The organism is Streptomyces sp. NBC_00354 (assembly GCF_036106915.1).
Classification (GTDB): domain Bacteria; phylum Actinomycetota; class Actinomycetes; order Streptomycetales; family Streptomycetaceae; genus Streptomyces.
On sequence record NZ_CP107983.1, the window covers coordinates 6,124,764 to 6,151,541 of the forward strand.

Here is a 26,778-nt window from a genome sequence, read left to right on the forward strand (position 1 = left end):
AGGGATAGTGGGGTACGTGAGTGCCGTACCCCCACCCCGAAACGACACCGACGCCCCCTCCGCCGGAGCCCCGGACACTGCGGACGGTGGCGCCGGCCGCGGCGGCCGTCGCAGCGTGGCCGTCGCCCTGCTGCTCGGCGCGCTCGGTGCCACCGTCGTCCTGCTCGCCTCCGGCCGTGTCTGGGCCCGCGGCACCGCCGCCGTGGGGGGCGGCTCGCTGCCGCTGACCGCGGACGGGCGGGCCGTGACCGGGCTCCCGGCGGCCCTGGCCATCGTGGGCCTCGCGGCCCTGGTGGCCGTGTTCGCCGTACGCGGCAGGAGCCGGCTGCTGGTCTCCGGGCTGCTCGCGCTGAGCGGTCTGGGCGCGGCCGTCTCCGCGGTGCTGGCCGCCGACGACCGGCAGGCGCTGGACGCGCAGGCCGCCCGTACGACCGCGGACACCGCGGCGCAGGTGGGGGCGCTGACGCACACCGCCTGGCCGTACATCACGGCCGCCGGCGCGGCCCTGATCCTGGTCGCCGGACTGCTGGCCCTGCGCTTCGGCCGCAGCTGGCCGGCGATGGGCGGCCGCTACGAGCGGGACGGCAGTCCCCGGGCCCGCAAGGCGGCACCGGTGGACCCCGACCGGCCCGAGGACCTGTGGAAGGCCCTCGACCGCGGCGAGGACCCGACCCGCTGACCAGGCACCGCGCGCGGTGCGGGACAATGGGCACCGAGCATTCGACACAGACCGCGTTTTTGAACACCCTGCGACAGAGCAAACGAGGAGCAACTCATGGCGGGCACTGACCACGGACACACCCCGGCCGCCTGGACCGGTGTCACCATCGCCTTCATCGGTTTCTGCATTTCCGGCGCGTTCATGGTGATCGCGAACCCGCTCGGGTTCTGGGCCGGTCTCGTCGTCGTCGCGCTCGGCGGTGTGGTGGGCCTGGCGATGAAGGCCGCGGGCATGGGCGCGCCGAAGGCCGCCCACGAGGACCTGGCCGTGGTCATCGCCGCCAACAAGGCCGCCGCCAAGGTCTGAGTACCGCCACGGTGCGAGTCCCGGTGTACACCTTCGAAAGGCGCGGCCCCGTGGGGCTGCGCCTTTCGTCATGAGCGGAGAGAATCAGCGGGTGGACGACGCCTCACGCAGCCCCTTCGCGGTGCCTGGGCCCGCGCCCGTGCCGCCCGCGCCGCCGCAGAGCCGCGCCCGGCGGCTGGCCGTGCCGGCGCTCACGCTGGCCTCGGCGGCCCTGGCCTTTGCGTACGTGGGGGCCGTGGATCCCAATGAACCCGGCCACTATCCGGTCTGCCCGCTCTTTCGACTGACCGGAATTCTGTGCCCCGGATGCGGCGGGCTGCGCAGTGCGCATGCGTTCGCCCACGGCGATCTCATCACCGCTTTCGGGGCAAATGCCCTGGCCGTCGTCGGCTACTTCGTCTTCGCCGGCTTCATGGTCCTGTGGCTGGTTCGCGCCTACCGCGGCGGCCCGGCCCCGCGCTTCGCCCTGCGGCGGCCGTACTGGTGGGCCATCGGGGTGCTGACGCTGGTTTTCGTGGTGGTCCGAAACGTGCCGTTCGGATCCGCCCTGGCCCCCTGAGGCACGCATTCGGCCTGCCCGGGGCCATATGAATCCCGGATTCCGAATGTCCAGTGATTGGGACGCCGTCAACCGCGTGCGGAGCGCAAGGCCTCCTGCGGATACCATTTGATTGCTGACCTTGCAGTTGTACGTGTCTGCAAGGCGGCCGACCGTCATCGACCCGGAAGGGGGCCGCTCGCGTGAGTGTGCTCGACGAGATCATCGAAGGGGTCCGCGAAGACCTTGCCGAACGGCAGGCCCGCGTGAGCCTCGACGAGCTCAAGGAGCGTGCCGCCAAGGCGCCCCAGGCCAAGGACGGCGTCGCGGCCCTGCGGGGCGACGGCGTCAAGGTGATCTGCGAGGTCAAGCGCTCCAGCCCCTCCAAGGGCGCGCTGGCCGCGATCGCGGATCCCGCCGGACTCGCCGCCGACTACGAGGCGGGCGGTGCGGCGGTCATCTCCGTCCTCACCGAGCAGCGCCGTTTCGGCGGCTCGCTGGCCGACCTGGAGGCCGTCCGCGCGCGCGTGGACATCCCGATCCTGCGCAAGGACTTCATCGTCACGGCGTACCAGCTGTGGGAGGCCCGCGCCTACGGCGCCGACCTCGTGCTGCTGATCGTCGCGGCCCTGGAACAGGAGGCCCTCGTCTCCCTCATCGAGCGGGCCGAGTCCATCGGGCTCACCCCGCTCGTCGAGGTCCACGACGAGGACGAGGTCGAGCGCGCGGTTGCAGCCGGCGCCAAGATCATCGGCGTCAATGCCCGCAACCTCAAGGACCTCAAGGTCGACCGCTCCACCTTCGAGCGCGTCGTCGGCGAGATCCCGGCCCACATCGTCAAGGTTGCCGAGTCCGGCATCCGCGGGCCGCACGACCTGATCGCCTACGCCAACGAGGGCGCCGACGCCGTCCTCGTCGGGGAGTCCCTGGTCACCGGACGCGACCCGAAGTCGGCCGTGGCCGACCTCGTCGCCGCCGGCGCCCACCCCGCCCTGCGCCACGGACGGAGCTGACCCGTCCCATGGCCCCCAACCGCCCCTCCGTCCGCACCCGACCGGGCCGTGGCCCGGCCGGCGTGCCGACGGCGCACGCGCCCCTGGCGCGCGGCTGCCGCCCCCGCGGCTGCCGCGCCCCGGCCCGGCGGGTGCACGGGCGGCGGGTCAGGTACGTGATCGGCTCCGAGCCCGGACAGGTCAACGGCATGCGATGGCGCACCGCAGGCGCGCTGTAACGAGGGCCGTCCCGGTCCGGTACGCCTGACGTCGTCACCCGACGCCGCCCGGCGTACCGCCCCGCGCGGTGCTCGCTCACGGCCTGTCGCCCCGAGCCGCCGGCTCCGGGCGCGGGCCGCAGCCTCCGTACGCATCCCCACCCCCGCAGCGGGGTGCGCGTGCGGCGGGCCTGCAGCGCAATACGGTGCATCCATCCCATCGCACCCGTAGGAGTACTGGGCATGTCCAGCAGCTCGTTCTTCATTCCGGACCCGGAGGGTCACGTCCCCAACGCCGAGGGCTACTTCGGCGACTTCGGCGGCAAGTTCATCCCGGAAGCGCTCGTCGCCGCCGTGGACGAGGTCGCCGTCGAGTACGAGAAGGCCAAGGTCGACCCGGCCTTCGCGGCCGAGCTCAACGACCTGATGGTCAACTACACCGGCCGGCCCAGTGCCCTCACCGAGGTGCCGCGGTTCGCCGAGCACGCCGGCGGCGCCCGGATCTTCCTCAAGCGCGAGGACCTCAACCACACCGGCTCGCACAAGATCAACAACGTGCTGGGCCAGGCGCTGCTCACCAAGCGCATGGGCAAGACCCGCGTCATCGCCGAGACCGGAGCCGGTCAGCACGGCGTGGCCACCGCCACCGCCTGCGCGCTCTTCGGCCTCGAGTGCACCGTCTACATGGGCGAGATCGACACCCAGCGCCAGGCCCTGAACGTGGCCCGGATGCGGATGCTGGGCGCCGAGGTCATCGCGGTGAAGTCCGGCTCCCGGACCCTCAAGGACGCCATCAACGAGGCGTTCCGCGACTGGGTCGCCAATGTGGACCGCACCCACTACCTCTTCGGCACGGTCGCAGGCCCCCACCCCTTCCCGGCCATGGTCCGCGACTTCCACCGGGTCATCGGCGTCGAGGCCCGCCGCCAGATCCTGGAGCGCGCCGGCCGGCTGCCCGACGCCGTCGCGGCCTGCGTCGGCGGCGGCTCCAACGCCATCGGCCTCTTCCACGCCTTCATCCCGGACGCCGGCGTCCGCCTGGTCGGCTTCGAGCCCGCCGGGCACGGCGTCGAGACCGGCGAGCACGCGGCCACGCTGACCGCCGGCGAGCCGGGCATCCTGCACGGCTCCCGCTCGTACGTCCTCCAGGACGAGGAGGGCCAGATCACCGAGCCGTACTCGATCTCGGCCGGTCTGGACTACCCGGGCATCGGCCCGGAGCACTCCTTCCTCAAGGACTCGGGCCGCGGCGAGTACCGCGCGGTCACCGACGACGCCGCGATGCAGGCCCTGCGCCTGCTCTCCCGCACCGAGGGCATCATCCCGGCGATCGAATCGGCACATGCCCTCGCGGGCGCCCTCGACCTGGGCAAGGAGCTGGGCAAGGAGGGGCTGATCGTGGTCAACCTGTCCGGCCGCGGCGACAAGGACATGGACACGGCGGCCCGCTACTTCAACCTCTACGACACCGACGCCTCCGAGGGGGAGACCAAGTGAGCGGCAACATCGAACTCCTCTCGGCCACCCTCGCGAAGGCGAAGTCCGAGGACCGCGCGGCCCTCGTCGCCTACCTCCCGGCCGGCTTCCCGACCGTCGACGGCGGCATCGAGGCCGTCAAGGCCGTCATCGCGGGCGGCGCGGACGTGGTCGAGGTCGGCCTCCCGCACAGCGACCCGGTCCTGGACGGCGCGATCATCCAGACCGCCGACGACATCGCCCTGCGCGGCGGCGTCAAGATCGCCGACGTGCTGCGCACCGTGCGCGAGGCCCACGCGGCGACCGGGGCCCCGGTGCTGGTGATGACGTACTGGAACCCGATCGACCGCTACGGCGTCGAGCGGTTCGCCACCGAGCTGGCCGCGGCGGGCGGTGCGGGCTGCATCCTGCCCGACCTGCCGGTCCAGGAGTCCGCGCTGTGGCGTGAGCACGCCGACAAGCACGGTCTGGCGACCGTCTTCGTCGTCGCTCCGAGCAGCAAGGACGAGCGCCTGGCGACCATCACGGCCGCCGGTTCCGGCTTCGTCTACGCCGCCTCGCTGATGGGCGTCACCGGCACCCGCGAGTCGGTCGGCCACGAGGCCCAGGAGCTGGTCCGCCGTACCCGCGCCACCACCGACATCCCGGTCTGCGTAGGCCTCGGCGTCTCCAACGCCGTACAGGCCAAGGAGGTCGCCGGCTTCGCCGACGGGGTGATCGTCGGCTCGGCGTTCGTGAAGCTGCTGCTGGACGCGCCGGACCTGCCGGCCGGGCTGGCCGCCGTACGGGCGCTGGCGGGCGAGCTCGCGGAAGGCGTACGCAGGAGCTGACGTACGCAGGAGCTGACCCACGCGTTCGATTGACGGCGCGAACCCTTGACCGGGTTCTGTAGTCCGATCGGGTGGAAGTGGGGGCGGGGAGGCACGCGAGTGCCTCCCCGCTTCGTTTGGCCGAACGTGAGCGAGATGAACGACGGTGCGAACCGCGAAGCGAAACGATCGGCCCGCGAGCGGCTCCAGGTGGAGCGTGAGCGCGAGAAGAAGAGGGAAAAGCGGCGGCGTACCCTCATCGTGGCGTCGGCCGTGGTGGGCGTCCTCGGCCTGGCGGCCGTCGTCGGCCTGATCGCGGCCAACACCGGCAGCGACAAGTCCGCCGGCGGAGGCCCGGTGACCGCTCCCTCCGGGGCCACCGGCAAGGACGCGCTCGCCATCCAGACGGGCAAGCCCGAGGCCAAGTCCACGCTGACGGTGTGGGAGGACTTCCGCTGCCCGGCGTGCAAGTCCTTCGAGACCAACTACCGGGACACGATCCACGACCTGGAGGCCAAGGGGCTGCTCAAGGTCGACTACCACATCGTCACCCTGATCGACGGGAACATGGGCGGCAGCGGCTCGCTGAAGGGCGCGAACGCCGCCGCCTGCGCGCAGGACGCCGGAAAGTTCGCGGCGTACCACGACGTCCTGTTCGAGAACCAGCCGCAGGAGGTCGACGACGCCTACGGGAAGAACGCCAAGCTGCTGGAGCTGGCCGCCAAGGTGGACGGGCTGGACACCCCGGAGTTCCGCAAGTGCGTCGAGGACGGGACGCACAACAGCTGGGTCGACAAGTCGTTCGAGGCCTTCCGCGCCGGGAAGTTCAAGGGCACCCCGACCGTGCTGCTGAACGGCAAGGACCTCTTCGCCGACCAGGCCAACCCCATCACCCCGCAGAAGCTCAAGGAGCAGGTGGAGGGCACCGCGAAGGGCACCGGGGGCGCGAGCTCCTCGCCGTCCGCCTCGCCCAGCCCCTCCGGGAAGGGCGCGAAGGGTGCGGCGTCCGCGTCGCCGTCGGCCTCTTCGTCGGGCTCTTCGTCGGGCTCGGTGAAGTCCTCGTCCACTTCCTCGGGCATGTCCGGGTCGTCCTCGACGGGGTCGCGGGCCGGATCGGCCGGGGTCGCGAAGGGGGCCGCGGACACCCCCTGAGTCCCGTCTCGATTTGGCGCCAGGTTGCCGGGCGGGTTGCGGTCCGTACCGCCCGGCAGGGTAGCGTCGGCACTGCCATGAACCTTGCCTATATCCCCAGCCCGTCGACCGGCGTGATCCATCTCGGACCGATCCCGCTGCGCGGCTACGCGTTCTGCATCATCATCGGCGTCTTCGTCGCCGTCTGGCTCGGCAACAAGCGGTGGATCGCGCGCGGCGGAAAGCCGGGCACGGTCGCGGACATCGCGGTGTGGGCCGTGCCGTTCGGCCTGATCGGCGGTCGCCTGTACCACGTGATCACCGACTACCAGCTGTACTTCGGCGAGGGCCGCAACTGGGTCGACGCCTTCAAGATCTGGGAGGGCGGCCTCGGCATCTGGGGCGCCATCGCGCTGGGCGCGGTGGGCGCCTGGATCGGCTGCCGCCTGCGCGGCATCCCGCTGCCGGCCTGGGCCGACGCGTTGGCCCCTGGTATCGCGCTGGCCCAGGCCTGCGGCCGCTGGGGCAACTGGTTCAACCAGGAGCTGTACGGGCGGGCCACCGACCTGCCCTGGGCGGTCGAGATCAGCGACGGCCCCAACCGGGTCGCCGGTACCTACCACCCGACCTTCCTGTACGAGTCGCTGTGGTGCCTCGGCGTCGCCGCGCTCGTGATCTGGGCCGACCGCCGCTTCAAGCTGGGCCACGGCCGGGCGTTCGCCCTGTACGTCGCCGCGTACTGCGTGGGCCGCGGCTGGATCGAGTACATGCGGGTCGACGAGGCCCACCACATCCTGGGCCTCCGGCTGAACGTGTGGACCTCGATCGTGGTCTTCGTCCTGGCCGTGGTCTATCTCGTGCTGTCGGCGAAGCTGCGGCCGGGCCGCGAGGAGGTCGTGGAGCCGGACCGCGGACCCGCGGCATCCGACCCGGCGACCAAGACCGACGAGGGCAAGGCAGGCGAAGGCAAGGCCGTCGAGGACGCGGACAAGACGGCGGACGCCGGCGCGGACACCCCGGCCACCGCCGAGGCCGAGGACTCCGAGCCGAAACCCGACGCCGAGGCTCCGAAGGCCGCCAAGAAGCTCTGACCGGGTCGTCCGGATCACACGGGAGGGGCGCCGCGCCACCGCGCGGCGCCCCTCCCGTCTTCGGTTCCACCGACGACGCCCCGGCCGTCCAGCCGGCCGGGGGCGCGGCCGTCATTCCCGTCGGGCGAGCGCGACGACCCGTTCCGCGCCCGCCAGGACCGCAGGGTCGACGAAGCGGCCGTCCGGCAGGGCCACCGCGCCCGGGGTGCGGCGGGCCGCCGCGACGATCTCCTGGGCGGCGGTGACCTCCTCCGGGGCGGGCAGGTACGCCCGCTCGATCACCGGCAGCTGGCGCGGGTGGATCGCCGCCCGGCCCAGGAAGCCCAGAGCCCGGCCGCGGGCACAGGAGACGGCCAGCGCCTCGAGGTCCCGGATGTCGGGGAAGACCGACTGGGCGGGCGGGGCCAGCCCCGCCGCCCGGGCTGCGACCACCACCCGCGAGCGGGGCCAGTCCAGGCCCGCCTCCGCGCTGATGCCCAGATCGGCGCGGAGGTCGGCCTCGCCGAGGGAGAGCCCGCGCAGGGCGGGGTGCGCGCGGGCGATCTCGTACGCGCGCTCCACGGCCAGCGCCGACTCCAGCATGGCGTGCAGGGCCACCCCGCCGGTGCGGTCGGCGACCGCGGAGATCTGCTGCGGGGCCGAGACCTTCGGCAGCCGCAGCCCCGCGAGGCCGTGCAGGCCGGTCAGGGCGGTGAGGTCGGCGCCGGCCCAGGGGGAGTCCAGGGCGTTGACGCGGACGAAGACCGGGACCGGGGGCCGCTCGGCCAGCCGTTCCGCGGTGGCGGCGCGGGCGTACTCCTTGCGGGAGGCCGACACCGCGTCCTCGAGGTCGACGATGACGGCGTCGGCCCCGGAGTGCAGGGCCTTGGCGACCACCTCCGGGCGGTCGCCGGGTACGTAGAGCCAGGTCAGGATCACAGGGCCCCCTCCATCCGGAGTGCGCTGATCTCGGCCTCGGACAGGCCGAGTTCGGTGAGTACGGCGTCGGTGTCCGCGCCGTGCGGGCGGCCCGCCCAGCGGATCCCGCCGGGAGTCTCGGACAGCCGGAACAGGACGTTCTGCATCCGGAGCGGGCCGAGTTCGGGGTCCTCGACCTCGGTGACGGTGTCCAGGGCCGCGAACTGCGGATCGGCCATGACGTCCCGTACGTCGTAGACCCGGGCAACGGCGGCCTCGGCCTCCTCGAACGCGGCGAGCACGTCGTCGGCCTTGTGGCGCCCGATCCAGCCGCCGACGGCCTCGTCGAGGACGGGAGCGTGGGCGGCCCGGCCGGAGCCGGTCGCGAACCAGGGCTCGGCGATCAGTTCGGGCCGGCCGACGAGCCGCATGACGCGCTCCGCGATGGACTGGGCGGAGGTGGAGACCGCCAGCCAGCGCCCGTCCGCACTGCGGTAGGTGTTCCGGGGGGCGTTGTTGGTGGAGCGGTTGCCGGTGCGCGGCTGGACGTAGCCGAGCTGGTCGTACCAGAGCGGGTGCGGGCCGAGCACGGTGAGGATCGGCTCGATGATGGCCAGGTCCACCACCTGCCCGTGGCCACTGAGGTCGCGGCCGGCGAGCGCGGTCATCACCGCGTACGCGGTGGTCAGCGCGGCGATCGAATCGGCGAGGCCGAAGGGCGGCAGGGTCGGCGGGCCGTCCGGCTCCCCGGTGATCGCGGCGAAGCCGCTCATCGCCTCGGCGAGGGTGCCGAAGCCGGGGCGGTGGGCGTACGGGCCCTGCTGGCCGAAGGCCGTGACGCGGGTCAGGATCAGCCGCGGGTTGGCGGCGGACAGCTCGGGCCAGCCAAGGCCCCATTTCTCGAGGGTTCCGGGACGGAAGTTCTCGATGACCACGTCGGCGGTGGCGGCCATCCGCAGCAGGGTGTCGCGCCCGCCGGGGGTGGACAGGTCGAGGGTCATCGTCCGCTTGTTCCGGCCGAGCAGCTTCCACCACAGGCCGACGCCGTCCTTGGCGGGGCCGTGGCCGCGCGAGGGGTCCGGGCGCTGCGGGTGCTCGACCTTGACGACGTCGGCGCCGAAGTCCCCGAGCAGGGTGGCGGCGAGCGGCCCGGCGAAGAGCGTGGCGAGGTCCAGCACCCGCATCCCGGCCAGCGGCCCGGCCGTGGATCCGCCGTCGGCCCCGGCCCCGGGCGGCCCGTCGGGGGTCATGAGGCGGCTCCCGAGGAGCGGCCGGTCCCGGCCTCGGGACGGGCCGCCGTCGCGGCGAAGGCGTCCGTCTCGGCGCGGGTCGGCATCGAGTCCTGGGCTCCCGGGCGCTGGACCGAGAGCGCGGCCGCCGCCGACGCCCAGCGCAGCGCCTCCGGCATGGGCCGGTGCTCCCCGAGGGCCACGGCGAGCGCGCCGACGAAGGTGTCCCCGGCGGCGGTGGTGTCCACCGCCCGGACCCGGGGCGCGGGCACGGTCAGCGGCTCGCGCCCGCGGGCGGCGTACAGGGACCCGGCCGCGCCGAGGGTGATGACGACCTCCGGGACCTCGTGGAGCAGGGCCTCGGCGGCCTGGTACGGGTCGGTGAGGCCGGTCAGGGCGGCGGCCTCGTGCTCGTTGGGGACCAGCAGGTCGGTGGCGGCGAGCAGTTCCGCGGGCAGCGGCTGGGCGGGGGCCGGGGTGAGGACCGTACGGACGCCGTGGGCGCGGGCGGCGAGCGCGCCGGCGAGGACGGCGGACAGCGGGAGTTCGAGCTGGAGGAGGAGCGAGTCGGCGGCGCCGATACGGGAGTCGTCGCCCGCCTCCAGGCCGGTGACGTGGGCGTTGGCGCCGGGGATGACGATGATGCTGTTCCCGCCCTCGTCGTCCACGGTGATGTGGGCGGTGCCGCTGGCGCCCTCGACGGTGCGCAGGGCCGCCGTCTCGACCCCGGCCGCGGTGAGCGCGGAGCGCAGCCGTACACCGAACTCGTCGGCCCCGACCGCGCCGATCATCACCGCCTCCCCGCCGCAGCGGGCGGCGGCGACGGCCTGGTTGGCGCCCTTGCCGCCGGGAAGGGTGCGGAACTCGCGGCCGGTGACGGTCTCCCCGAGGCGGGGGGCCTTGGGGACGTAGGCGACGAGGTCCATGTTGGTACTGCCGAGCACGGCGATGGCCGTCATGGGCGGGCTGCCTCCTGTGCGGTGAGGTGGGCGAGGGCGTCGAAGCCGATGCCGTCGAAGCCGGGGACGGTGGTGGCGAGGCGGTTCTTGAGGGGGGCGGACCAGCGGTGCGGGACGCCGTTCGGGTCGACGAGTGCGGCGAGGGAGCCGGCGGTCGCCCCGTTGGAGTCGGTGTCCCAGCCGCCGGACACGGCACGGCAGACGGAGCGGGTGAAGTCCCCGTCGGCGTGGGTGAGGGCGGCGGCGATCAGGGCGGTGTTGGGGATGGCGTGGACCCAGTGGTAGTGCCCGTACCGGGCGTGCAGGTGGTCCACGACGCGGTCGAAGCCGGCGTCGGCGTGCCGGGCGGCCGTGTCGACGGCGTGCCGGACGGCCTCGGCGAGGCGTGAGCGGGGCGGTACGACGGCCAGTCCGGCCCGGAGCGCGGTGTGGACGTCGGCCCGGCCGCCGGCGGCCTCGGCGATGGCGGCGGCGGTGAAGAGGGCGGCGTAGATGCCGTTGCCGGTGTGGGTGAGGGCGGCGTCCCGGTACGCCTGGGCCGCGGCGGCGGCCGGGTCGCCGGGGTTGGTCCAGCCGTGGACGTCGGCCCGGATGAGGGCGCCGATCCATTCGCGGAAGGGGTTGTGGTGGGTGGCGGTGGCCGGGGGCCCGAGCCCGAGCAGCAGGTTCCGGTACGCGAGGCGCTCGGCGGTGAAGGTCCGGCCGGCGGGGAGCTCGTCGAGCCAGAGCCGGGCGACGTCGGCGGTGGTGAAGCCCTTGCCGTGGCGGCGCAGCAGGATCAGGTTCAGGAGCGGGTAGTTGAGGTCGTCGTCCTCGGGGGCGCCGTCGATGTTCTCGGCGAGGGAGGTGGCGGCGGAGCGCCGGTTCCAGGGGTGGGCGGCCAGCAGCTCCGCGGGGACGCCGTGTTCGGTGAACCAGTCGTCCAGGGGCCAGTTCCCGGCGGCCCGGGCCAGGGCCCGGATCCCCTCGAGCGGGAGCTTCTCCACGGGCTTCCCGAGCACGCACCCCACGGCCCGCCCCACCCAGGCCCGCTCGAGCCGCTCCCGCAGCCCGGGGCCGACCCGGTGGCCGGCGGGGACCGGCGTCGCGGTCCACGTGGCGGTGATGGCCGGCCAGGAGGTCGGCTCGTCCCGGGCCGACGGGGAGGGGAGGCCTTCGAGTTCGGTCAGGAGCCGGGACGCCAGGGCGCGGAGCTCCGGCGGGGCCGGGGCGGTGGAGGCGCCGGCCCGGCCGGGGGCCGGGTGGCCGCCGGCCGCGAGCCAGGCACGGAGCAGGGGCTCCGCGTCCCGCCCGTCCTCGGCGGCCTGCCGCAGCTCGTGCCCGACCAGGTCCTCGGGCTGCACCCAGCTGAGCCGCAGCGCCGCGGCCGAACCGCCGCCGGGGGTCGCGGCCGCGTCCGTGACGGAATCGCAGGGCGGGGTGCCGGTCACTGCGGGGCGGCGATCGAGGTGAAGGCCGACTCGTGGGCGCGGCGGCGGGCGTGGTCCAGGGCGAAGACCTCGCGGGTCACCGCGGCCAGTGCCGACGCCGGGGCGTGCAGGTCGAGGCGGCTGGCCTCGGCGACCTGTTTGGCCCAGGCCGCCGGGACCGCCGAGGCGCCGGACAGGGCTCCGGCGATCGCTCCCGCCATCGTGGCGATGGAGTCGCAGTCCCGGCCGTAGTTGACGGCTCCGAGCACCGAGCCCTCGTACGAACCGTCGGCGACGATCAGCATGCCGAGCGCGATCGGGAGCTCCTCGATCGAGTGGAGGCGGGACGGGCGCCGGGCGCCGAGCGAGGGGGAGCGGTAGTCCGGGCCGACCGAGTCGTACGGGGCGACGGCCGCCCGGAGGGGGGCCAGGGCCGACTCGAAGTCCCGGTGGTGCGAAGCGACTTCGCACACCGCCGAGATGGCGGCCCGCGTGCCGTCCTTGGCCAGCGCCAGGGCCGTGTCCACCACCGAGGACGCCGTCGCCCCCGGCACGCACGCCGCCGCGACCGCCGCCGCGAAGACGCCCGCCGCCTCGCGCCCGTACGAGGACTGGTGCGCGCCGGCGGCGTCCAGCGCCTCCGCGTACGCGCCCGCCGGGTTCCCGGCGTTGACGATGCCGACCGGCGCCATGTACATCGCCGCACCGCAGTTGACGATGTTGCCGTTGCCCGCCTCGCGCGGGTCCGCGTGGGCGTAGTGCAGCCGGGTCACGATCCACTTCTCGGCCAGGAAGATCCGCTGGAGCGGCAGGGCCTCGGCCTCGAGTTCGGGGATCCAGCGCGGGTTGGTCATCAGGTCCGGGACCAGGTGGTCGGCGATCGCGTACGCGTCGAGGTGGTCCCGTACGGCTTCGTAGACCCGTACCAGCGCATGCGTCATGAGGGTGTCGTCGGTGACGTGGCCGTCGCCCTTGTGGTACGGCGCGATGGGGCGGGCCGTGCGCCAGTCCTCGTGCCACGGGCCGACGATGCCGTGCACGCGGCCGCCGTGCCGTTCCACGATCCGGTCCGGGGACCAGCCCTCCACCGGACCGCCGAGCGCATCACCGACGGCGGCTCCGACGAGGCAGCCCGCCGCCCGGTCTTCGAGAGTGAGCGTCATGTCCGAATCATCCCTTGGGTGAGGTGAGTTCCGTACGAGCGAGCAGCGCGGCGAGTTCGACCAGATCGGTGCCGGCGAGGCGGGGGAGGGCGCAGCCGGAGAGGGTGCGGCAGGCCTCGCGCCAGGCGGTGGGGATCGAGTCGCCGCCGCCGAGGGCGCCGGTGAGCGCGCCGGCGAGGGCGGGGGCGGAGTCCGCGACGCGGGACAGGCAGGCCGCGGCCGGGACGGCCTCGGAGGCGCGGCCGCGGGCGGCGGTGGCGAGGGCGAGGGCCACGGGGACGGTCTCGGCGGCGGCGATGCCGTAGCTGTAGACGTGGTCCACGATCTCGTGCTCGAGGGTGGGGACGATGGCGAAGGCGCCGCCCCCGTCGCTGTGGGTACGGGCGAGCTTGACGGCGTGCCGGGCGTTGCGGCCGATCTCGGTGGCCTCGGGGAGCTGGCCGAGGGCGGCGTCGACGGCGGTGTCGGTGCCGGCGCCGGCGAGGGCGGCCGCGATGGCGGCGGCCATGGCGCGGGCGCCGTGGACCCCGTCGCCGTCCTGGGTGTAGCGGGCGTCGAACTCGGCGAGGTCCGCGGCCGCGGCAGGGTCCCCGGGGTGGACGACGGCGAGGACGCAGGCGCGGATGCAGGCGGCGTCGTCGAAGTAGTGCGGGTTGTCGTGGCCGGTGGCGGGCGGGCGCAGGCCGGCGGCGAGGTTGCCGAGGCCGGCGCGCACGGAGATGCGGGCGCGCAGCGGGAGCACGGCCGACTCCACCTCGGGGGCGCGCTCGGCCGCAGCGGCGATCTCGCTGGCCAGGGCGTTCCAGGCGAGGTCGATGGCGGCCCGCATCCGGCGGGACCGGCTGAGGTCGCTGAGCAGCACGCCGGCCGCGGTGAGCACGGATTCGGCGGCGAAGGCAGCCCATTCGGCGTCGTCGGAGGGGCCGAGGCGCAGGGGTTCCGGGGGCTGGTTCAGGGCGATGGGCACGGGGAGGGTCGTGGTCTGGTTCTGCTCGGCGAAGGTGTCGAGCTCGCGGGTGAGGCGGCGGGTCCACTCGGGCATGCGGCTGGCCCGGTGCCGGGCGGCGGGCCACCCGGCGGCATCGCCTGCGGCGAGCCCGAGCAGCAACCCCTCGATCCGGCGGGCCCCGGCGGGGGGCTGGGGGGTGCGGACCTGCGCGGCTCCTGCGGGGCCGGTACGCACCTGCGTGTGCGGCCTGCCGCCGCTCCGGGCGGATCCGCCCGCGGGTCCGCCCGCTGCGGCGCGCCCGCCCGCGCTCGCGGTCGGTCCCGCCGCCGGGGCGGCTACGGCCCCTGCCACCGCGGCCGGGGCGGTACGGACTTCGGCGCGCGGGCCGCAGCCCGGGCCGGGCGGGGGCGGCGCGGGGTCGGTGAGCTCCCCCACCCCGCCCGTTCCCGGAAGCGGGGGCAGGCCCCCGCCCCCCGGCCCGGCGCCGAGGCTGCGTCCGGGCCGGGCCGGGGGGCCGGGGCGGAGTACGCGGGGCCCTCGGCCGCCGGGGCCGTGTCCGGTGTCGGTGAGCCCCGTTCCGGTCGGGGCGACTCCGGCGTCATCGGGGGGTCTCGGATTCCGGGGTGAGGAGGTCCGCGATGTCCAGGACGTGGTAGCCCCGCATCGAGGGGAGGCAGCTGCCCCGGACCGGGCCGATCGCGGCCGCCCAGGCGGCCGGGATGGCGGCGACGCCCGACAGGGCGCCGGCGAGGGCGCCCGCCACCGCGGCCGTGGTGTCCGCGTCGCGGCCCATGTTCACCGCCGTCAGGACCGACGACGGGAAGTCACCGCCGCATGCCGCGAAGGCGCCGAACGCCAGGCCCACCGCCTCCGGGGCCAGGTCCGTCCACGGGTAGCCGCCGATCACCACCGCGGAGCGCACCGCCCGTTCCCCGCGCGGGGCCGCCGTGACGGCCCGGCGCAGCGAGCGGGCCGTCCAGGAGTCGGAGGGGATGACCGAGAGGGCCGCCGAGATGACGGAGGCGGGCGAGCCGCCCGCCATCGCCGCGGCGACGCCGGCCGCCACCGCCTGGCCGCCGTAGATGCCCTCGCCGTCGTGGCTGACCGAGCCGTCGATCGCGACCAGCCGGGCGGCCTCCGCCGGGCGGCCCGCCGCGAACACCCCGAAGGGCGCCGCCCGCATCGCCAGGCCGTCCGACCAGGCGTGGCGGTGCTGTGCGGAGATGGGGGCCGCGAGCCCCCTGCGGAGGTTCTCCAGAGTGCCGCGCTCGCTGAAGCCCGCCCCGCGGAACGGCCCCTCGTCGAGGTCGGCGATCCAGTGGTGCCAGGCCCGCTCGACGTGGGAGACGGTCAGCGCCGACCCGTGGCGGGCCAGCAGCAGCCCCGAGAAGATCGCGTACTCGGTGTCGTCCGTGCCCGCCGGGTCCTCCGACACGAAGCCCTCGATGCGGCCCCATTTCGCCCGGATCTCGGAGGGCTTCATGTTCTCGGCGGGGGCGCCGAGCGCGTCACCCGCCGCGAGGCCCAGAAGAGCGCCCCTGGCCCGTTCGAGGAGGACCTGCGGATTGCATGCAATCTGCTTCATCAGCTCCATGGCGGCGCCTCTCCCACTTGGATGGGGCTCATCATGAGCCCTTGGGGGATTTGTGCCATGACATATGGTTTGTCGCTCGCCGCGAAACACCCCGCCCAGGCCCCCGTCACCCGGTCGCCGACCCGCGAAACCCCAGGTAAGTACGGCCTTCCTTGCTGGCGGGCGGCAGAAATCGTGCGTAGTTTCGAGGTGTTCAGGGGAGTGGGCGCCTGCGCGTCGCGCAGGGCGTGGTTCCGCGTACCCGCTCGTACAAAAGGGGAGACGCCGGGCATGTCCATCATCGACATCGAAGCACCGCTGCACACCGCGCACCGCGACAACCACACCCACCGTGACGTCAACGGCGGATGGTTGCGGCCGGCCGTGTTCGGTGCCATGGACGGGCTCGTCTCCAACCTCGCGCTGATGACCGGCGTGGCCGGCGGCGCCGTCGCCCCGCAGACCGTCGTGATCACCGGGCTGGCGGGCCTTGCGGCCGGAGCCTTCTCGATGGCGGCGGGCGAGTACACCTCCGTCGCCTCGCAGCGCGAGCTGGTCCTCGCCGAACTCGACATAGAGCGTCAGCAGTTGCTGGGGCACCCCATCGACGAGATGGAGGAGCTGGCCGAGTTGTACGTATCGCGCGGCGTCGAGCCGGCGCTCGCCCGCGAGGTCGCGATGCAGCTGTCCCGCGACCCCGACCAGGCGCTGGAGATCCACGCCCGCGAGGAGCTCGGTATCGACCCGGACGACCTGCCGTCGCCGACGGTCGCCGCGGTCTCGTCCTTCGGCTCCTTCGCGCTGGGCGCGCTGCTGCCCGTACTGCCGTACCTGCTCGGTGCCACCTCGCTCTGGCCCGCGGTGCTGCTCGCGCTGGCCGGGCTCTTCGCCTGCGGCGCGGTGGTCTCCCGGGTCACCGCGCGGACCTGGTGGTACAGCGGTCTGCGGCAGCTGCTGCTGGGCGGCGCGGCCGCGGGTGTGACGTACGTCCTGGGAACCTGGATCGGCGGAGCCGTAGGCTGACCGCGCAAGTAGTGAGACACTATGCAGCCCGTGACATAAGTACTCCATTACCCGGCGGTTTCGGTTCCGTGTCCGCCGGGCATCAGACCAGGGCGCCGCGCGCAGGGCAATGATGCCCGCCCGCTGCGAGCGTCTGAGTGTCTGAACGTCTCCAGATCTGCACTTTCTGCTGCGTTCGGTGTCCGCATGGTGAAACGCCGTATCCGCTTCTCGGGATTGCCGTCATCATGTAACCTGCACGAAATTTCGCAGAGGGCCAACGTCGTCCCTCGGCACGCACATATGCCACGACGACGACGGGAGAGCCGATGCGTTCCGCATCCACGCACTCCGCGACCGGCCTCAGCACCACCGCCTGGTCGCCCATGGACGGTCGCCCCGCCCAGCAGGGCATGTACGACCCGCGCAACGAGCACGACGCCTGCGGCGTCGGCTTCGTGGCCAACCTCACCGGCGAGGCCAGCCACACGCTCGTTGAGCAGGCCCTGACCGTATTGCGGAACCTCGAGCACCGTGGTGCCACCGGATCCGAGCCGGACTCGGGCGACGGCGCCGGAATCCTGTCCCAGGTCCCGGACGCGTTCCTGCGCGAGGTGGCCGGATTCGAGCTCCCCGAGGCCGGCGCGTACGCCGTCGGCATCGCCTTCCTCCCCGCCGACGGCACCGCACAGGCCGTCGCCGTGGAGCAGATCGAGGCCATCGCCGCCGAGGAGAACCTGACGGTTCTCGGCTGGCGCGAGGTCCCGGTCACCCCGGACCTGCTCGGCAACGGCGCCCGCGCCACCATGCCGGCCTTCTCCCAGCTCTTCGTGTCCAACGGGACCAGCGGCATCGAGCTGGACCGCAAGGCCTTCGTGCTGCGCAAGCGCGCCGAGCGCGAGGCCGGGGTCTACTTCCCGTCGCTCTCCGCCCGCACCATCGTCTACAAGGGCATGCTGACCACCGGCCAGCTGGAGCCCTTCTTCCCGGACCTCTCCGACCGCCGCTTCGCCTCCACGCTGGCCCTGGTCCACTCGCGGTTCTCGACCAACACCTTCCCGTCCTGGCCGCTGGCCCACCCGTACCGCTTCGTCGCGCACAACGGCGAGATCAACACGGTCAAGGGCAACCGGAACTGGATGAAGGCCCGCGAGTCCCAGCTGGCCTCGGACGTCTTCGGAGACGGCGCGCTGGAGCGGATCTTCCCGATCTGCACCCCGGACGCCTCCGACTCGGCCTCCTTCGACGAGGTCCTGGAGCTCCTGCACCTCGGCGGCCGCTCGCTGCCGCACAGCGTGCTGATGATGATCCCGGAGGCGTGGGAGAACCACACCTCCATGGACCCGGCCCGCCGCGCCTTCTACCAGTACCACTCCACGCTGATGGAGCCCTGGGACGGCCCCGCCTGCGTCACCTTCACCGACGGCACCCAGGTCGGCGCGGTCCTCGACCGCAACGGTCTGCGCCCCGGCCGCTACTGGGTCACCGACGACGGCCTCGTCGTCCTCGGCTCCGAGGTCGGCGTGCTCGACATCGACCCGGCCAAGGTCGTCCGCAAGGGCCGCCTGCAGCCCGGCAAGATGTTCCTCGTCGACACCGCCCAGAAGCGGATCATCGAGGACGACGAGATCAAGGCCGAGCTGGCCGGCGCCGCCCCGTACGCCGAATGGCTCGAGACCGGCGAGATCGAGCTGACGGACCTGCCCGAGCGTGAGCACATCGTGCACACCCACGCCTCGGTCACCCGCCGCCAGCAGACCTTCGGCTACACCGAGGAAGAGCTGCGCGTCATCCTCGCGCCGATGGCCCGCAGTGGCGGCGAGCCGCTCGGCTCCATGGGCACGGACTCCCCGATCGCGGCCCTGTCCGAGCGCCCCCGGCTGCTCTTCGACTACTTCACGCAGCTCTTCGCGCAGGTCACCAACCCGCCGCTGGACGCCATCCGCGAGGAGCTCGTCACCTCGTTGCTGTCCTCGCTGGGCCCGCAGGGCAACCTGCTGGAGCCGAACGCCGCGTCCTGCCGCAGCGTCACCCTGCCCTTCCCGGTGATCGACAACGACGAGCTGGCCAAGCTCATCCACGTCAACGCCGACGGCGACATGCCGGGCATGAAGGCCGCCACCCTCTCCGGCCTCTACCGGGTCTCCGGCGGCGGCGAGGCACTGGCCGCCCGCCTCGAGGAGATCCGCGGCGAGGTCGACGCGGCCATCGCGAACGGCGCCCACCTGATCGTCCTCTCGGACCGCCACTCGGACGCCGAGCACGCACCGATCCCGTCGCTGCTGCTCACCTCCGCCGTGCACCACCACCTCATCGCCACCAAGCAGCGCACCCAGGTGGGCCTGCTGGTCGAGGCCGGTGACGTCCGCGAGGTCCACCACGTCGCGCTGCTCATCGGCTACGGCGCCGCCGCCGTGAACCCGTACCTCGCCATGGAATCCGTCGAGGACCTGCTGCGCGCCGGTACGTTCCTGTCCGGCCTGGAGCCGGAGCAGGCCATCAAGAACCTGATCTACGCGCTCGGCAAGGGCGTCCTGAAGGTCATGTCCAAGATGGGCATCTCCACCGTCGCCTCCTACCGCGGCGCCCAGGTCTTCGAGGCCGTCGGCCTGAACGACGAGTTCGTCGCCGCGTACTTCCAGGGCACCGCCACCAAGATCGGCGGCGCCGGCCTGGACGTCATCGCCAAGGAGGTGGCCGCCCGCCACGCCAAGGCGTACCCGGCCTCCGGCATCGCGGCCACGCACCGCGCGCTGGAGATCGGCGGCGAGTACCAGTGGCGCCGCGAGGGCGAGCCGCACCTGTTCGACCCGGAGACGGTCTTCCGCCTCCAGCACGCCACCCGCAACCGCCGGTACGACATCTTCAAGAAGTACACGGACCGGGTGAACGAGCAGTCCGAGCGCCTCATGACGCTCCGCGGCCTCTTCGGCTTCAAGACGGAGGACCGCCCGTCGATCTCCATCGACGAGGTCGAGTCGGTCGCCGACATCGTCAAGCGCTTCTCCACCGGCGCCATGTCGTACGGCTCCATCTCGCGCGAGGCGCACGAGACCCTCGCCATCGCCATGAACCAGATCGGCGGCAAGTCCAACACCGGTGAGGGCGGCGAGGACCCGGACCGCCTGTACGACCCGGCGCGCCGCTCCTCCATCAAGCAGGTCGCCTCCGGCCGCTTCGGTGTGACCTCCGAGTACCTGGTCAACGCGGACGACATCCAGATCAAGATGGCGCAGGGCGCCAAGCCCGGCGAGGGCGGCCAGCTGCCCGGCCACAAGGTCTACCCGTGGGTCGCCAAGACCCGGCACTCGACCCCGGGTGTCGGCCTGATCTCCCCGCCGCCGCACCACGACATCTACTCCATCGAGGACCTGGCTCAGCTGATCCACGACCTCAAGAACGCCAACCCGGCAGCACGCATCCACGTGAAGCTGGTGTCGGAGGTCGGTGTCGGCACCGTCGCCGCGGGTGTCTCCAAGGCCCACGCGGACGTCGTCCTCATCTCCGGCCACGACGGCGGTACGGGCGCCTCCCCGCTGACCTCGCTCAAGCACGCGGGCGGCCCCTGGGAGCTCGGCCTCGCCGAGACCCAGCAGACCCTGCTGCTCAACGGCCTGCGCGACCGCATCGTGGTCCAGACGGACGGCCAGCTCAAGACCGGCCGTGACGTCGTCATCGCCGCGCTGCTCGGCGCCGAGGAGTTCGGTTTCGCGACCGCGCCGCTCGTCGTCTCCGGCTGCGTCATGATGCGCGTCTGCCACCTGGACACCTGCCCGGTCGGCATCGCCACGCAGAACCCGGTCCTGCGCGACCGCTTCTCCGGCAAGCCCGAATTCGTCGTGAACTTCTTCGAGTTCATTGCGGAGGAGGTCCGCGAGATCCTCGCCGAGCTGGGCTTCCGTACGATCGAGGAGGCCGTCGGCCACGCCGAGCTCCTCGACACCAGCAATGCCGTCACGCACTGGAAGGCGCAGGGCCTGGACCTCGAGCCCCTCTTCCACGTGCCGGCGCTGCCCGAGGGCGCGGTCCGCCACGCCCTGATCGAGCAGGACCACGGCCTGGAGAAGGCCCTCGACAACGAGCTGATCGAGCTCGCGGCCGACGCGCTGAACGCCGACTCCGCCGAGACGGCCCAGCCGGTCCGCGCCCAGATCGCCATACGGAACATCAACCGGACCGTCGGCACCATGCTCGGCCACCAGGTCACCAAGAAGTTCGGCGGTGCGGGCCTGCCCGACAACACCATCGACCTGACCTTCACCGGCTCGGCCGGCCAGTCCTTCGGCGCCTTCCTGCCGAAGGGCGTCACCCTCCGCCTGGAGGGCGACGCCAACGACTACGTCGGCAAGGGCCTCTCGGGCGGCCGGGTCGTGGTCCGCCCGGACCGCGGCGCCGACCACCTCGCCGAGTACTCGACCATCGCCGGCAACACCATCGGCTACGGCGCCACCGGCGGCGAGATGTTCCTGCGCGGCCGCACCGGCGAGCGCTTCTGCGTCCGCAACTCCGGTGCCCTGGTCGTCTCGGAGGGCGTGGGCGACCACGGCTGCGAGTACATGACCGGCGGCAGCGCCGTCGTCCTCGGCGAGACGGGCCGCAACTTCGCGGCCGGCATGTCGGGCGGCGTCGCGTACGTCGTCGACCTCGACATCAACAACGTCAACGTCGGCAACACGGGCGCTGTGGAAGCCCTCTCCGACGCCGACAAGCAGTGGCTGCACGATGTGGTGCGCCGCCACGAGGAGGAGACCGGCTCGACCGTGGCCGCGAAGCTCCTGGCTGACTGGTCCGTCTCCGCGGACCGCTTCAGCAAGATCATCCCGACCACGTACAAGGCAGTGCTCGCCGCCAAGGACGCCGCTGAGCTGGCCGGACTCTCGGAGTCCGAGACCACGGAGAAGATGATGGAGGCGGCGACCAATGGCTGACCCGAAGGGCTTCCTCACCACCGGGCGCGAGACCGCCTGTTCCCGTCCGGTCGCCGACCGGCTGAAGGACTGGAACGAGGTCTACGTCCCGGGCTCGCTGCTCCCGATCATCAGCAAGCAGGCCGGCCGCTGCATGGACTGCGGCATCCCGTTCTGCCACAACGGGTGCCCGCTCGGGAACCTGATCCCGGAGTGGAACGACTTCGCGTACCGCGAGGACTGGTCGGCGGCCTCCGAGCGCCTGCACGCCACGAACAACTTCCCGGAGTTCACGGGCCGCCTGTGCCCCGCTCCGTGCGAGTCGGCGTGCGTGCTCGGCATCAACCAGCCGGCCGTCACGATCAAGAACGTCGAAGTCTCGATCATCGACAAGGCGTGGGACAACGGCAACGTGACCCCGCAGCCGCCGGAGCGGCTGTCCGGCAAGACGGCGGCCGTCATCGGCTCGGGCCCCGCGGGCCTGGCCGCGGCCCAGCAGCTCACCCGGGCCGGCCACACCGTGGTGGTGTACGAGCGCGCGGACCGCATCGGCGGTCTGCTGCGCTACGGCATCCCCGAGTTCAAGATGGAGAAGGTGCACATCAACCGCCGCATCGAGCAGATGCGTGCGGAGGGCACCAAGTTCCGCACCGGCATCGAGATCGGCCGCGACCTGTCCGCGACCGACCTGCGCAAGCGGTTCGACGCGGTCGTCATCGCGGCCGGCGCCACGGTCTCCCGCGACCTGCCGGTTCCCGGGCGCGACCTGCGCGGGATCCACTTCGCGATGGAGTACCTGCCCCTGGCCAACAAGGTCCAGGAGGGCGACTTCATGGCGCCCCCCATCACGGCCGAGGGCAAGCACGTGGTCGTCATCGGCGGCGGCGACACGGGCGCGGACTGCGTGGGCACCGCCCACCGCCAGGGCGCGGCCTCGGTCACGCAGCTGGAGATCATGCCCCGCCCGTCGGAGGACCGGCCCACGGGGCAGCCCTGGCCGACGTTCCCGATGCTGTACAAGGTCACCTCGGCGCACGAGGAGGGCGGCGAGCGGATCTACTCCGTCTCCACCACCCACTTCGAGGGCGACGAGGACGGCAACGTCCAGGCCCTGCACCTGGTCGAGGTGGAGTTCAAGGACGGCCGTCTGGAGCAGAAGCCGGGCACCGAGCGGGTCCTCCCGGCCCAACTGGTCACCCTGGCGATGGGCTTCACGGGCACGGACCAGGCCAACGGCCTGGTGGCCCAGTTCGGCCTGGAGCTGGACGAGCGCGGCAACGTCGCGCGCGACGCGTCGTACGCGACCAACGTCGACGGCGTCTTCGTGGCCGGCGACGCCGGCCGCGGCCAGTCCCTGATCGTCTGGGCGATCGCGGAGGGCCGCTCTGCGGCCCGAGGCGTGGACCGCTTCCTGACCGGCACCAGCGCCCTCCCGTACCCGGTCAAGCCGACGGACCGCTCGCTGATGGTGTAACCCCGTCACCCCTCCCCTCGGGGAGACCCCTCATACGGTCCGTACAACGGAGTGCGGAACTCTGACACTGCGCCCGCCATGTCCCCGACCAGGGATGGCGGGCGCTGTGGCGTTCTGTAGTCGTATCAATGCGTTCCGCTGAACCGTCGGCGCGGCGGGGACTACGCCTTTTTTGCGGAGCAAGGGCACTGCGGAAGCGGGGGGTTGACTCATGGCCAAGCCGAAGAGCCAGGATGGCGCGCAGACGCCGGATGAGTTCGCCTGTGAGGAGCTGCGGCGGCACCGCGAGGCGGCCGGGCTGACCCAGGAGGGGCTGGGCGAGCGGATCTTCACGAGTGGCGCGTACGTCGGGCAGATGGAGTGCGGCACGCGACGACTGCGTCCGGAGATCGCGGAGCTGATCGACAGGGAGCTGAAGACCGGGGACTGCTTCACCCGCCTGGCCCGGGCGTTCAAGTCCAAGCACGTCGAGTACTTCGCGGTCGCGGCCGAGTTGGAAGCGCTTGCGACGGCCGTCTACGACTACGCCCCGACGCTGGTCCCCGGACTGCTCCAGACAGCGGACTATGCCCGCGCCGTATTCGGGCCACCAGCCCCACCGGCCCGGCGGAACGTGTCGATTCCCTGGTTGCGGCTCGCATAGAGCGTGCACGACTCCTTGATGACCCGGTTACCCCCGAATTGTGGGTCGTTCTACACGAGGCTGTACTGCGGACGGCAGTCGGCGGGGGCGCGGTGATGGTCGCTCAGCTGCGGCATATCTCCTCGTATATCCGCGCGCATCGGATCACCGTCCAGGTGGTGCCGTTCTCGGCGGGTGCCCATGGTGCTCTGGGAGCGTACGTGCGCATCATGCAGTTCGCTGATGCACCCGACGTGGCCTACACGGAGGGGCCCCACGCAGGCCAGTTGCTCGACTATCCGGCCCTGGTCGGGCGTCACTGGAGGTCATACGATCTGACCAGGGCTGCCGCGCTGTCGCCGGAGGCATCCCTGGCCTTGATCGAGTCGGTGGCGGAGGAGCATGCGAAATGCGCGCAGACGTGAACGGCCTGTCCTGGCGTAAGTCCTCGTACAGCAATGGGGAGGGTGGCGAGTGCGTCGAGGTGTCCGACGGCCTGCCCGGCGCCGTCCCCGTCCGCGACACCAAGCTCGCGGGCACCGGCCCGGTCCTGGTGTTCCCGGCCGTCGTGTGGTCCTCGTTCATCCTGGGCGTGAAGGCTCAAGCCTGACCTCATGCCGCAACCACTGGAGTCCGGCCGGCAGTGTCACGGCGCCCGCCACGTCCCCGACGAGGGGTGGCGGGCGCCGCGGTGTTTTCGGGGCTACTCGGGCTGGGTGACCGTGGCGCCCCAGTGGGTGGTCGGGGTCGAGGCGGTCACCCACGCGGTGAATCCGCCGTGGAGGCCGGTGCCGAGGGGGAGCGTGACGACCGTCGGGTCCGTGCCGGGGCAGTCGACGGTGAAGGGGGCCGGGTCGCGGTCCGGGTGCTCCTGGAGCCGGAACGACACCTCGATGCTCCCGCCGTCGGCGCAGCCGAACGTGATGAACGTGTCCAGGTGCGGGGAGAGGCCACCCGAGACGAAGCCGCTGGAGCCGGCCTGGTCGGCGATCCAGATCAGGCCGTCGGGGCCCGGGTAGCCGATGATCTCGTTCGTCGGCGCGGCTTGGGCCGGGGTCGCCGCCAGGGTCAGGGCGAGTGCCGGGGCCAGGGCCGCCAGGGCGGTCGTGCGCTTCTTCATGTCGTCCCCCAGGTTGTCGTGTCGTCCGTCCGCCGGACAGCCGCGACGCTACCCAGTGCTACTGACATCCGCCTGAGTACGCGTACTCACCCGCACGGTCTCCCTCGGGCTCTGGCCGTACGGGTCGACCGCGCGCCTGACGCACGGCCGCGGACCGGATCCGGCAGCAGATCGAGACCGGGATCTTCCTCGCGCTCTCCGGGCTGCCGGCCGGGTTCTGCTCCTGGTGGCTGCGCCGTCGGACGGCCTGACGGGCCCGAGCCCGCTTCACTCGTGCAGGTGACCCGCTTCGACCGGCCGGGCGGGGACGGACTGGGCCGGACGGGCCAACTCTGCTCGGGGCACGTGCAGTTCACGGGCGCGGAGTCTGGTACCCATCTGGATCATGGTCCCCATCCGAACCCTGCTGAGCGGTGTGCTCGGCGCCGCCCTGCTGATTCCCGTCCATCCCTCCGCCGCCGAGGACGGCCGGACCGTTGAGTACCGGGGGATGCGGCTCACGGTCCCCGAGGAATGGCGCGTCGTCGACCTCGAGCGGAATCCCGGTGCCTGTCTGCGGCTGGATCTGCCGACCTTGTACCTCGGGCACGCCGGTACCCAGGCCGAATGCAGCGGGCGGGCCGTGCGGCGGCGGGCCGACACCCTGCATCTGGAGCCGCTCGACGGGGCCCCGGCGCGGGCCGACATCCCGACCCTGCGGGTCGCGGGGTCCGGCGGGATCCCCGAGGCGGCGGGGGACAGCCACGAGGTGCGGTACGCCCTGCGCGGGTCCGGGGTGATGGCCACCCTCTCGTACGGGGAAGCACCCGACGCCGTACGAGAGCTGCTCGCGCGGGCCCGTACCGAGGACGGCGCCGCCCCCGGGGCCCAAGGCGCCCCGGCCGAACCGGCGTCGGCCGTCGTCGGCCCGAAGGCCGTCACCGCCCAGGCGCCCTTCACCGGAGCCGGCTTCGACGCCTGCACCGCCCCGACCCAGCGCGCCATGGACGGCTGGCGGTCCGCATCCCCCTTCGGGGCGATCGGCATCTACATCGGCGGCCGGGCCCGGGCCTGCGCGCAGCCGCAGCTCACCGCCGGGTGGGTGCGCAAGCAGGCCGAGGCGGGCTGGCACCTGATGCCGCTCTGGGTCGGCCCGCAGCCCTGGCACAGCTCCGGCACCGGCCTGTCCACCGACCCCTCCGAGGCGAACCAGGAGGGCATCGAGGCCGCCGAGGGCGCCACCCAGGCGGCCCGGGCGCTGGGTCTGGCCGACGGCACGGTGCTCTACAACGACCTCGAGAACTACACGGACCGCACCACCTGGGACCCCCCGGTCGTCGCCTACCTCACCGCCTGGACGGTCCGGCTGCACGAGCTCGGCTACCGCGCGGGCGCCTACGTCGCGGCGAGCTCCGGGGGCAAGGCGCTCAGCGCCCGCCACGACCAGGCCCCGTGGGCCATGCCCGACGTGCTGTGGATCGCCTCCTGGAACGCCAGGGCCTCGGTCTCCGACGCCGACGTGGGCCTGCCCGCCGGTACGCACCAGTGGGCCGGCCGCCGCCGCGCCCACCAGTACCGCGGCGACCACGACGACACGTACGACGGGGTGACGATCAACATCGACCGCAGCTGGATCGACATCGACCCCGGCGTGCTCAGCAGCCCTGCGCAGGCCAAACCGCTGCTGCTCAGCTAGCCGGCTCCTCGCGCGGCGGCTCGTCGTCGTTGCCCCGGCGGATGGTGCGCAGACCGTGCCCCGGGGTCCACGAGCGCACCACCAGGTCGTCGCCCTCGACGCCGATGTGCACCACCTCGCTCAGGTCCGCGTGGAAGAGGTGGAACGGGTGCGGGGTGTCCGTCTCCTCCGCGTACCGGTGCAGCTCGGGCGGGTCCACGAGCTCGATCGCGCGCCCGGAGATCCGTACGTCCCCGTCCGGCATCGTCTCGCCCTCGCCGGGATTGGTGTGCAGCGCGAAGCGCGGGTCGCGCTGCAGGTCCTTGGCCTTCATCGAGCCCGGCATCATGCCGAGCCACAGCTCGCCGCCGCGGATGTCGACATTCAGCCCGGCCAGCCGCGGGGAGCCGTCCCTGCGGAGCGTGCCGAGAACGTGGTGCGGGTACTGCGCGAAGCGTGCCTGGACGGCCGCCGCGAATTCCGGTTCCTGTTTCTCGAACGCTGCCCAGTTGTTCGTCGTCATACGTCCATCAAAGCG

The 26,778-nt window shown here is 72.9% G+C and carries 24 protein-coding genes and 1 pseudogene; 16 read left to right on the plus strand and 9 right to left on the minus strand.

Annotation, left to right across the window (positions count from 1 at the left end; translation table 11 throughout):
* The first annotated feature begins 7 nt into the window (after positions 1-7).
* The 9 genes and pseudogenes from OHT74_RS28075 (at position 8) to lgt (ending at position 7,282) form a co-directional block, all read left to right on the plus strand.
* Positions 8-679: a TIGR02234 family membrane protein gene (locus OHT74_RS28075; RefSeq protein ID WP_328621743.1), complete on the plus strand. Its 672-nt coding sequence runs from the start codon at positions 8-10 to the stop codon at positions 677-679.
* A gap of 96 nt (positions 680-775) precedes the next feature.
* Entirely contained in the window at positions 776-1,027 is a 252-nt protein-coding gene (locus tag OHT74_RS28080) for an HGxxPAAW family protein (RefSeq protein WP_266667962.1), read from the plus strand.
* A gap of 70 nt (positions 1,028-1,097) precedes the next feature.
* On the plus strand, positions 1,098-1,586 hold the full coding sequence (locus tag OHT74_RS28085) for a DUF2752 domain-containing protein (RefSeq protein ID WP_328621744.1): 489 nt from the start codon (positions 1,098-1,100) through the stop codon (positions 1,584-1,586).
* 182 nt (positions 1,587-1,768) lie between these two features.
* Positions 1,769-2,578, plus strand: a complete 810-nt coding sequence (gene trpC / locus OHT74_RS28090) for an indole-3-glycerol phosphate synthase TrpC (protein WP_266667966.1) — start codon at positions 1,769-1,771, stop codon at positions 2,576-2,578.
* An 8-nt stretch (positions 2,579-2,586) separates the two neighbouring features.
* Positions 2,587-2,796 (plus strand): tryptophan biosynthesis modulator TrpM, encoded by a 210-nt coding sequence (gene trpM, locus OHT74_RS28095; protein ID WP_328621745.1) that lies wholly within the window; start codon positions 2,587-2,589, stop codon positions 2,794-2,796.
* 222 nt (positions 2,797-3,018) lie between these two features.
* On the plus strand, positions 3,019-4,272 hold the full coding sequence (gene trpB, locus OHT74_RS28100; protein WP_266667970.1) for a tryptophan synthase subunit beta: 1,254 nt from the start codon (positions 3,019-3,021) through the stop codon (positions 4,270-4,272).
* Positions 4,269-5,081: a tryptophan synthase subunit alpha gene (trpA, locus tag OHT74_RS28105; RefSeq protein WP_266667972.1), complete on the plus strand. Its 813-nt coding sequence runs from the start codon at positions 4,269-4,271 to the stop codon at positions 5,079-5,081. Before trpB ends, trpA begins: the two co-directional genes overlap by 4 nt.
* A gap of 135 nt (positions 5,082-5,216) precedes the next feature.
* Positions 5,217-5,996, plus strand: a pseudogene (locus OHT74_RS28110) (DsbA family protein); the annotation flags it as partial.
* 293 nt (positions 5,997-6,289) lie between these two features.
* Entirely contained in the window at positions 6,290-7,282 is a 993-nt protein-coding gene (gene lgt / locus OHT74_RS28115) for a prolipoprotein diacylglyceryl transferase (protein ID WP_328621746.1), read from the plus strand.
* A 111-nt stretch (positions 7,283-7,393) separates the two neighbouring features.
* On the opposite strand, the gene OHT74_RS28120 is transcribed toward lgt, so the two are convergent.
* The 7 genes from OHT74_RS28120 to OHT74_RS28150 all read right to left on the minus strand — a co-directional run bounded on the left by OHT74_RS28120 (position 7,394) and on the right by OHT74_RS28150 (position 15,482).
* Positions 7,394-8,200 (minus strand): HpcH/HpaI aldolase/citrate lyase family protein, encoded by an 807-nt coding sequence (locus OHT74_RS28120; RefSeq protein ID WP_266667976.1) that lies wholly within the window; start codon positions 8,198-8,200, stop codon positions 7,394-7,396.
* Entirely contained in the window at positions 8,197-9,429 is a 1,233-nt protein-coding gene (locus tag OHT74_RS28125) for a CaiB/BaiF CoA transferase family protein (RefSeq protein ID WP_266667978.1), read from the minus strand. Before OHT74_RS28125 ends, OHT74_RS28120 begins: the two co-directional genes overlap by 4 nt.
* Positions 9,426-10,367, minus strand: a complete 942-nt coding sequence (rbsK, locus tag OHT74_RS28130) for a ribokinase (RefSeq protein WP_266667980.1) — start codon at positions 10,365-10,367, stop codon at positions 9,426-9,428. The genes OHT74_RS28125 and rbsK overlap by 4 nt, the downstream gene beginning before the upstream one ends.
* Positions 10,364-11,725 (minus strand): ADP-ribosylglycohydrolase family protein, encoded by a 1,362-nt coding sequence (locus tag OHT74_RS28135; protein WP_443047734.1) that lies wholly within the window; start codon positions 11,723-11,725, stop codon positions 10,364-10,366. The genes rbsK and OHT74_RS28135 overlap by 4 nt, the downstream gene beginning before the upstream one ends.
* Before the next feature lie 68 nt (positions 11,726-11,793).
* Positions 11,794-12,939 (minus strand): ADP-ribosylglycohydrolase family protein, encoded by a 1,146-nt coding sequence (locus tag OHT74_RS28140; RefSeq protein ID WP_328621747.1) that lies wholly within the window; start codon positions 12,937-12,939, stop codon positions 11,794-11,796.
* Between the two features lie 7 nt (positions 12,940-12,946).
* A complete protein-coding gene (locus OHT74_RS28145; RefSeq protein WP_443047583.1) occupies positions 12,947-14,323 on the minus strand; it encodes an ADP-ribosylglycohydrolase family protein in 1,377 nt (458 codons plus the stop codon).
* Between the two features lie 163 nt (positions 14,324-14,486).
* Positions 14,487-15,482 carry an ADP-ribosylglycohydrolase family protein gene (locus tag OHT74_RS28150; protein WP_266993952.1) on the minus strand — a complete coding sequence of 332 codons (996 nt, stop codon included), beginning with the start codon at positions 15,480-15,482 and terminating at the stop codon, positions 14,487-14,489.
* A gap of 270 nt (positions 15,483-15,752) precedes the next feature.
* Here OHT74_RS28150 and OHT74_RS28155 point away from each other — a divergent pair, with 270 nt between their 5' ends.
* The 6 genes from OHT74_RS28155 (at position 15,753) to OHT74_RS28175 (ending at position 24,076) form a co-directional block, all read left to right on the plus strand.
* A complete protein-coding gene (locus tag OHT74_RS28155; RefSeq protein ID WP_328621748.1) occupies positions 15,753-16,484 on the plus strand; it encodes a VIT1/CCC1 transporter family protein in 732 nt (243 codons plus the stop codon).
* A 365-nt stretch (positions 16,485-16,849) separates the two neighbouring features.
* A complete protein-coding gene (gltB, locus tag OHT74_RS28160) occupies positions 16,850-21,391 on the plus strand; it encodes a glutamate synthase large subunit (protein ID WP_328623411.1) in 4,542 nt (1,513 codons plus the stop codon).
* Complete coding sequence (locus tag OHT74_RS28165; RefSeq protein ID WP_266667992.1) at positions 21,384-22,844, plus strand: glutamate synthase subunit beta; 1,461 nt, start codon at positions 21,384-21,386, stop codon at positions 22,842-22,844. The genes gltB and OHT74_RS28165 overlap by 8 nt, the downstream gene beginning before the upstream one ends.
* 211 nt (positions 22,845-23,055) lie before the next feature.
* Positions 23,056-23,487 (plus strand): Scr1 family TA system antitoxin-like transcriptional regulator, encoded by a 432-nt coding sequence (locus OHT74_RS42165; RefSeq protein ID WP_443047584.1) that lies wholly within the window; start codon positions 23,056-23,058, stop codon positions 23,485-23,487.
* The gene (locus OHT74_RS42170) at positions 23,484-23,891 is read left to right on the plus strand and encodes a DUF5753 domain-containing protein (RefSeq protein WP_443047735.1); all 408 of its coding nucleotides are present in this window, start codon (positions 23,484-23,486) and stop codon (positions 23,889-23,891) included. Before OHT74_RS42165 ends, OHT74_RS42170 begins: the two co-directional genes overlap by 4 nt.
* Positions 23,876-24,076 (plus strand): DUF397 domain-containing protein, encoded by a 201-nt coding sequence (locus tag OHT74_RS28175; RefSeq protein WP_266667996.1) that lies wholly within the window; start codon positions 23,876-23,878, stop codon positions 24,074-24,076. Before OHT74_RS42170 ends, OHT74_RS28175 begins: the two co-directional genes overlap by 16 nt.
* A gap of 93 nt (positions 24,077-24,169) precedes the next feature.
* On the opposite strand, the gene OHT74_RS28180 is transcribed toward OHT74_RS28175, so the two are convergent.
* Entirely contained in the window at positions 24,170-24,586 is a 417-nt protein-coding gene (locus OHT74_RS28180) for a hypothetical protein (protein ID WP_266667998.1), read from the minus strand.
* Positions 24,587-24,971: 385 nt separating this feature from the next.
* Here OHT74_RS28180 and OHT74_RS28185 point away from each other — a divergent pair, with 385 nt between their 5' ends.
* Complete coding sequence (locus tag OHT74_RS28185; RefSeq protein WP_328621749.1) at positions 24,972-26,261, plus strand: DUF1906 domain-containing protein; 1,290 nt, start codon at positions 24,972-24,974, stop codon at positions 26,259-26,261.
* Here the strand turns inward: OHT74_RS28185 and OHT74_RS28190 are convergent.
* On the minus strand, positions 26,254-26,763 hold the full coding sequence (locus OHT74_RS28190) for a pyridoxamine 5'-phosphate oxidase family protein (protein WP_266668002.1): 510 nt from the start codon (positions 26,761-26,763) through the stop codon (positions 26,254-26,256). The genes OHT74_RS28185 and OHT74_RS28190 overlap by 8 nt on opposite strands.
* Positions 26,764-26,778: the final 15 nt, after the last annotated feature.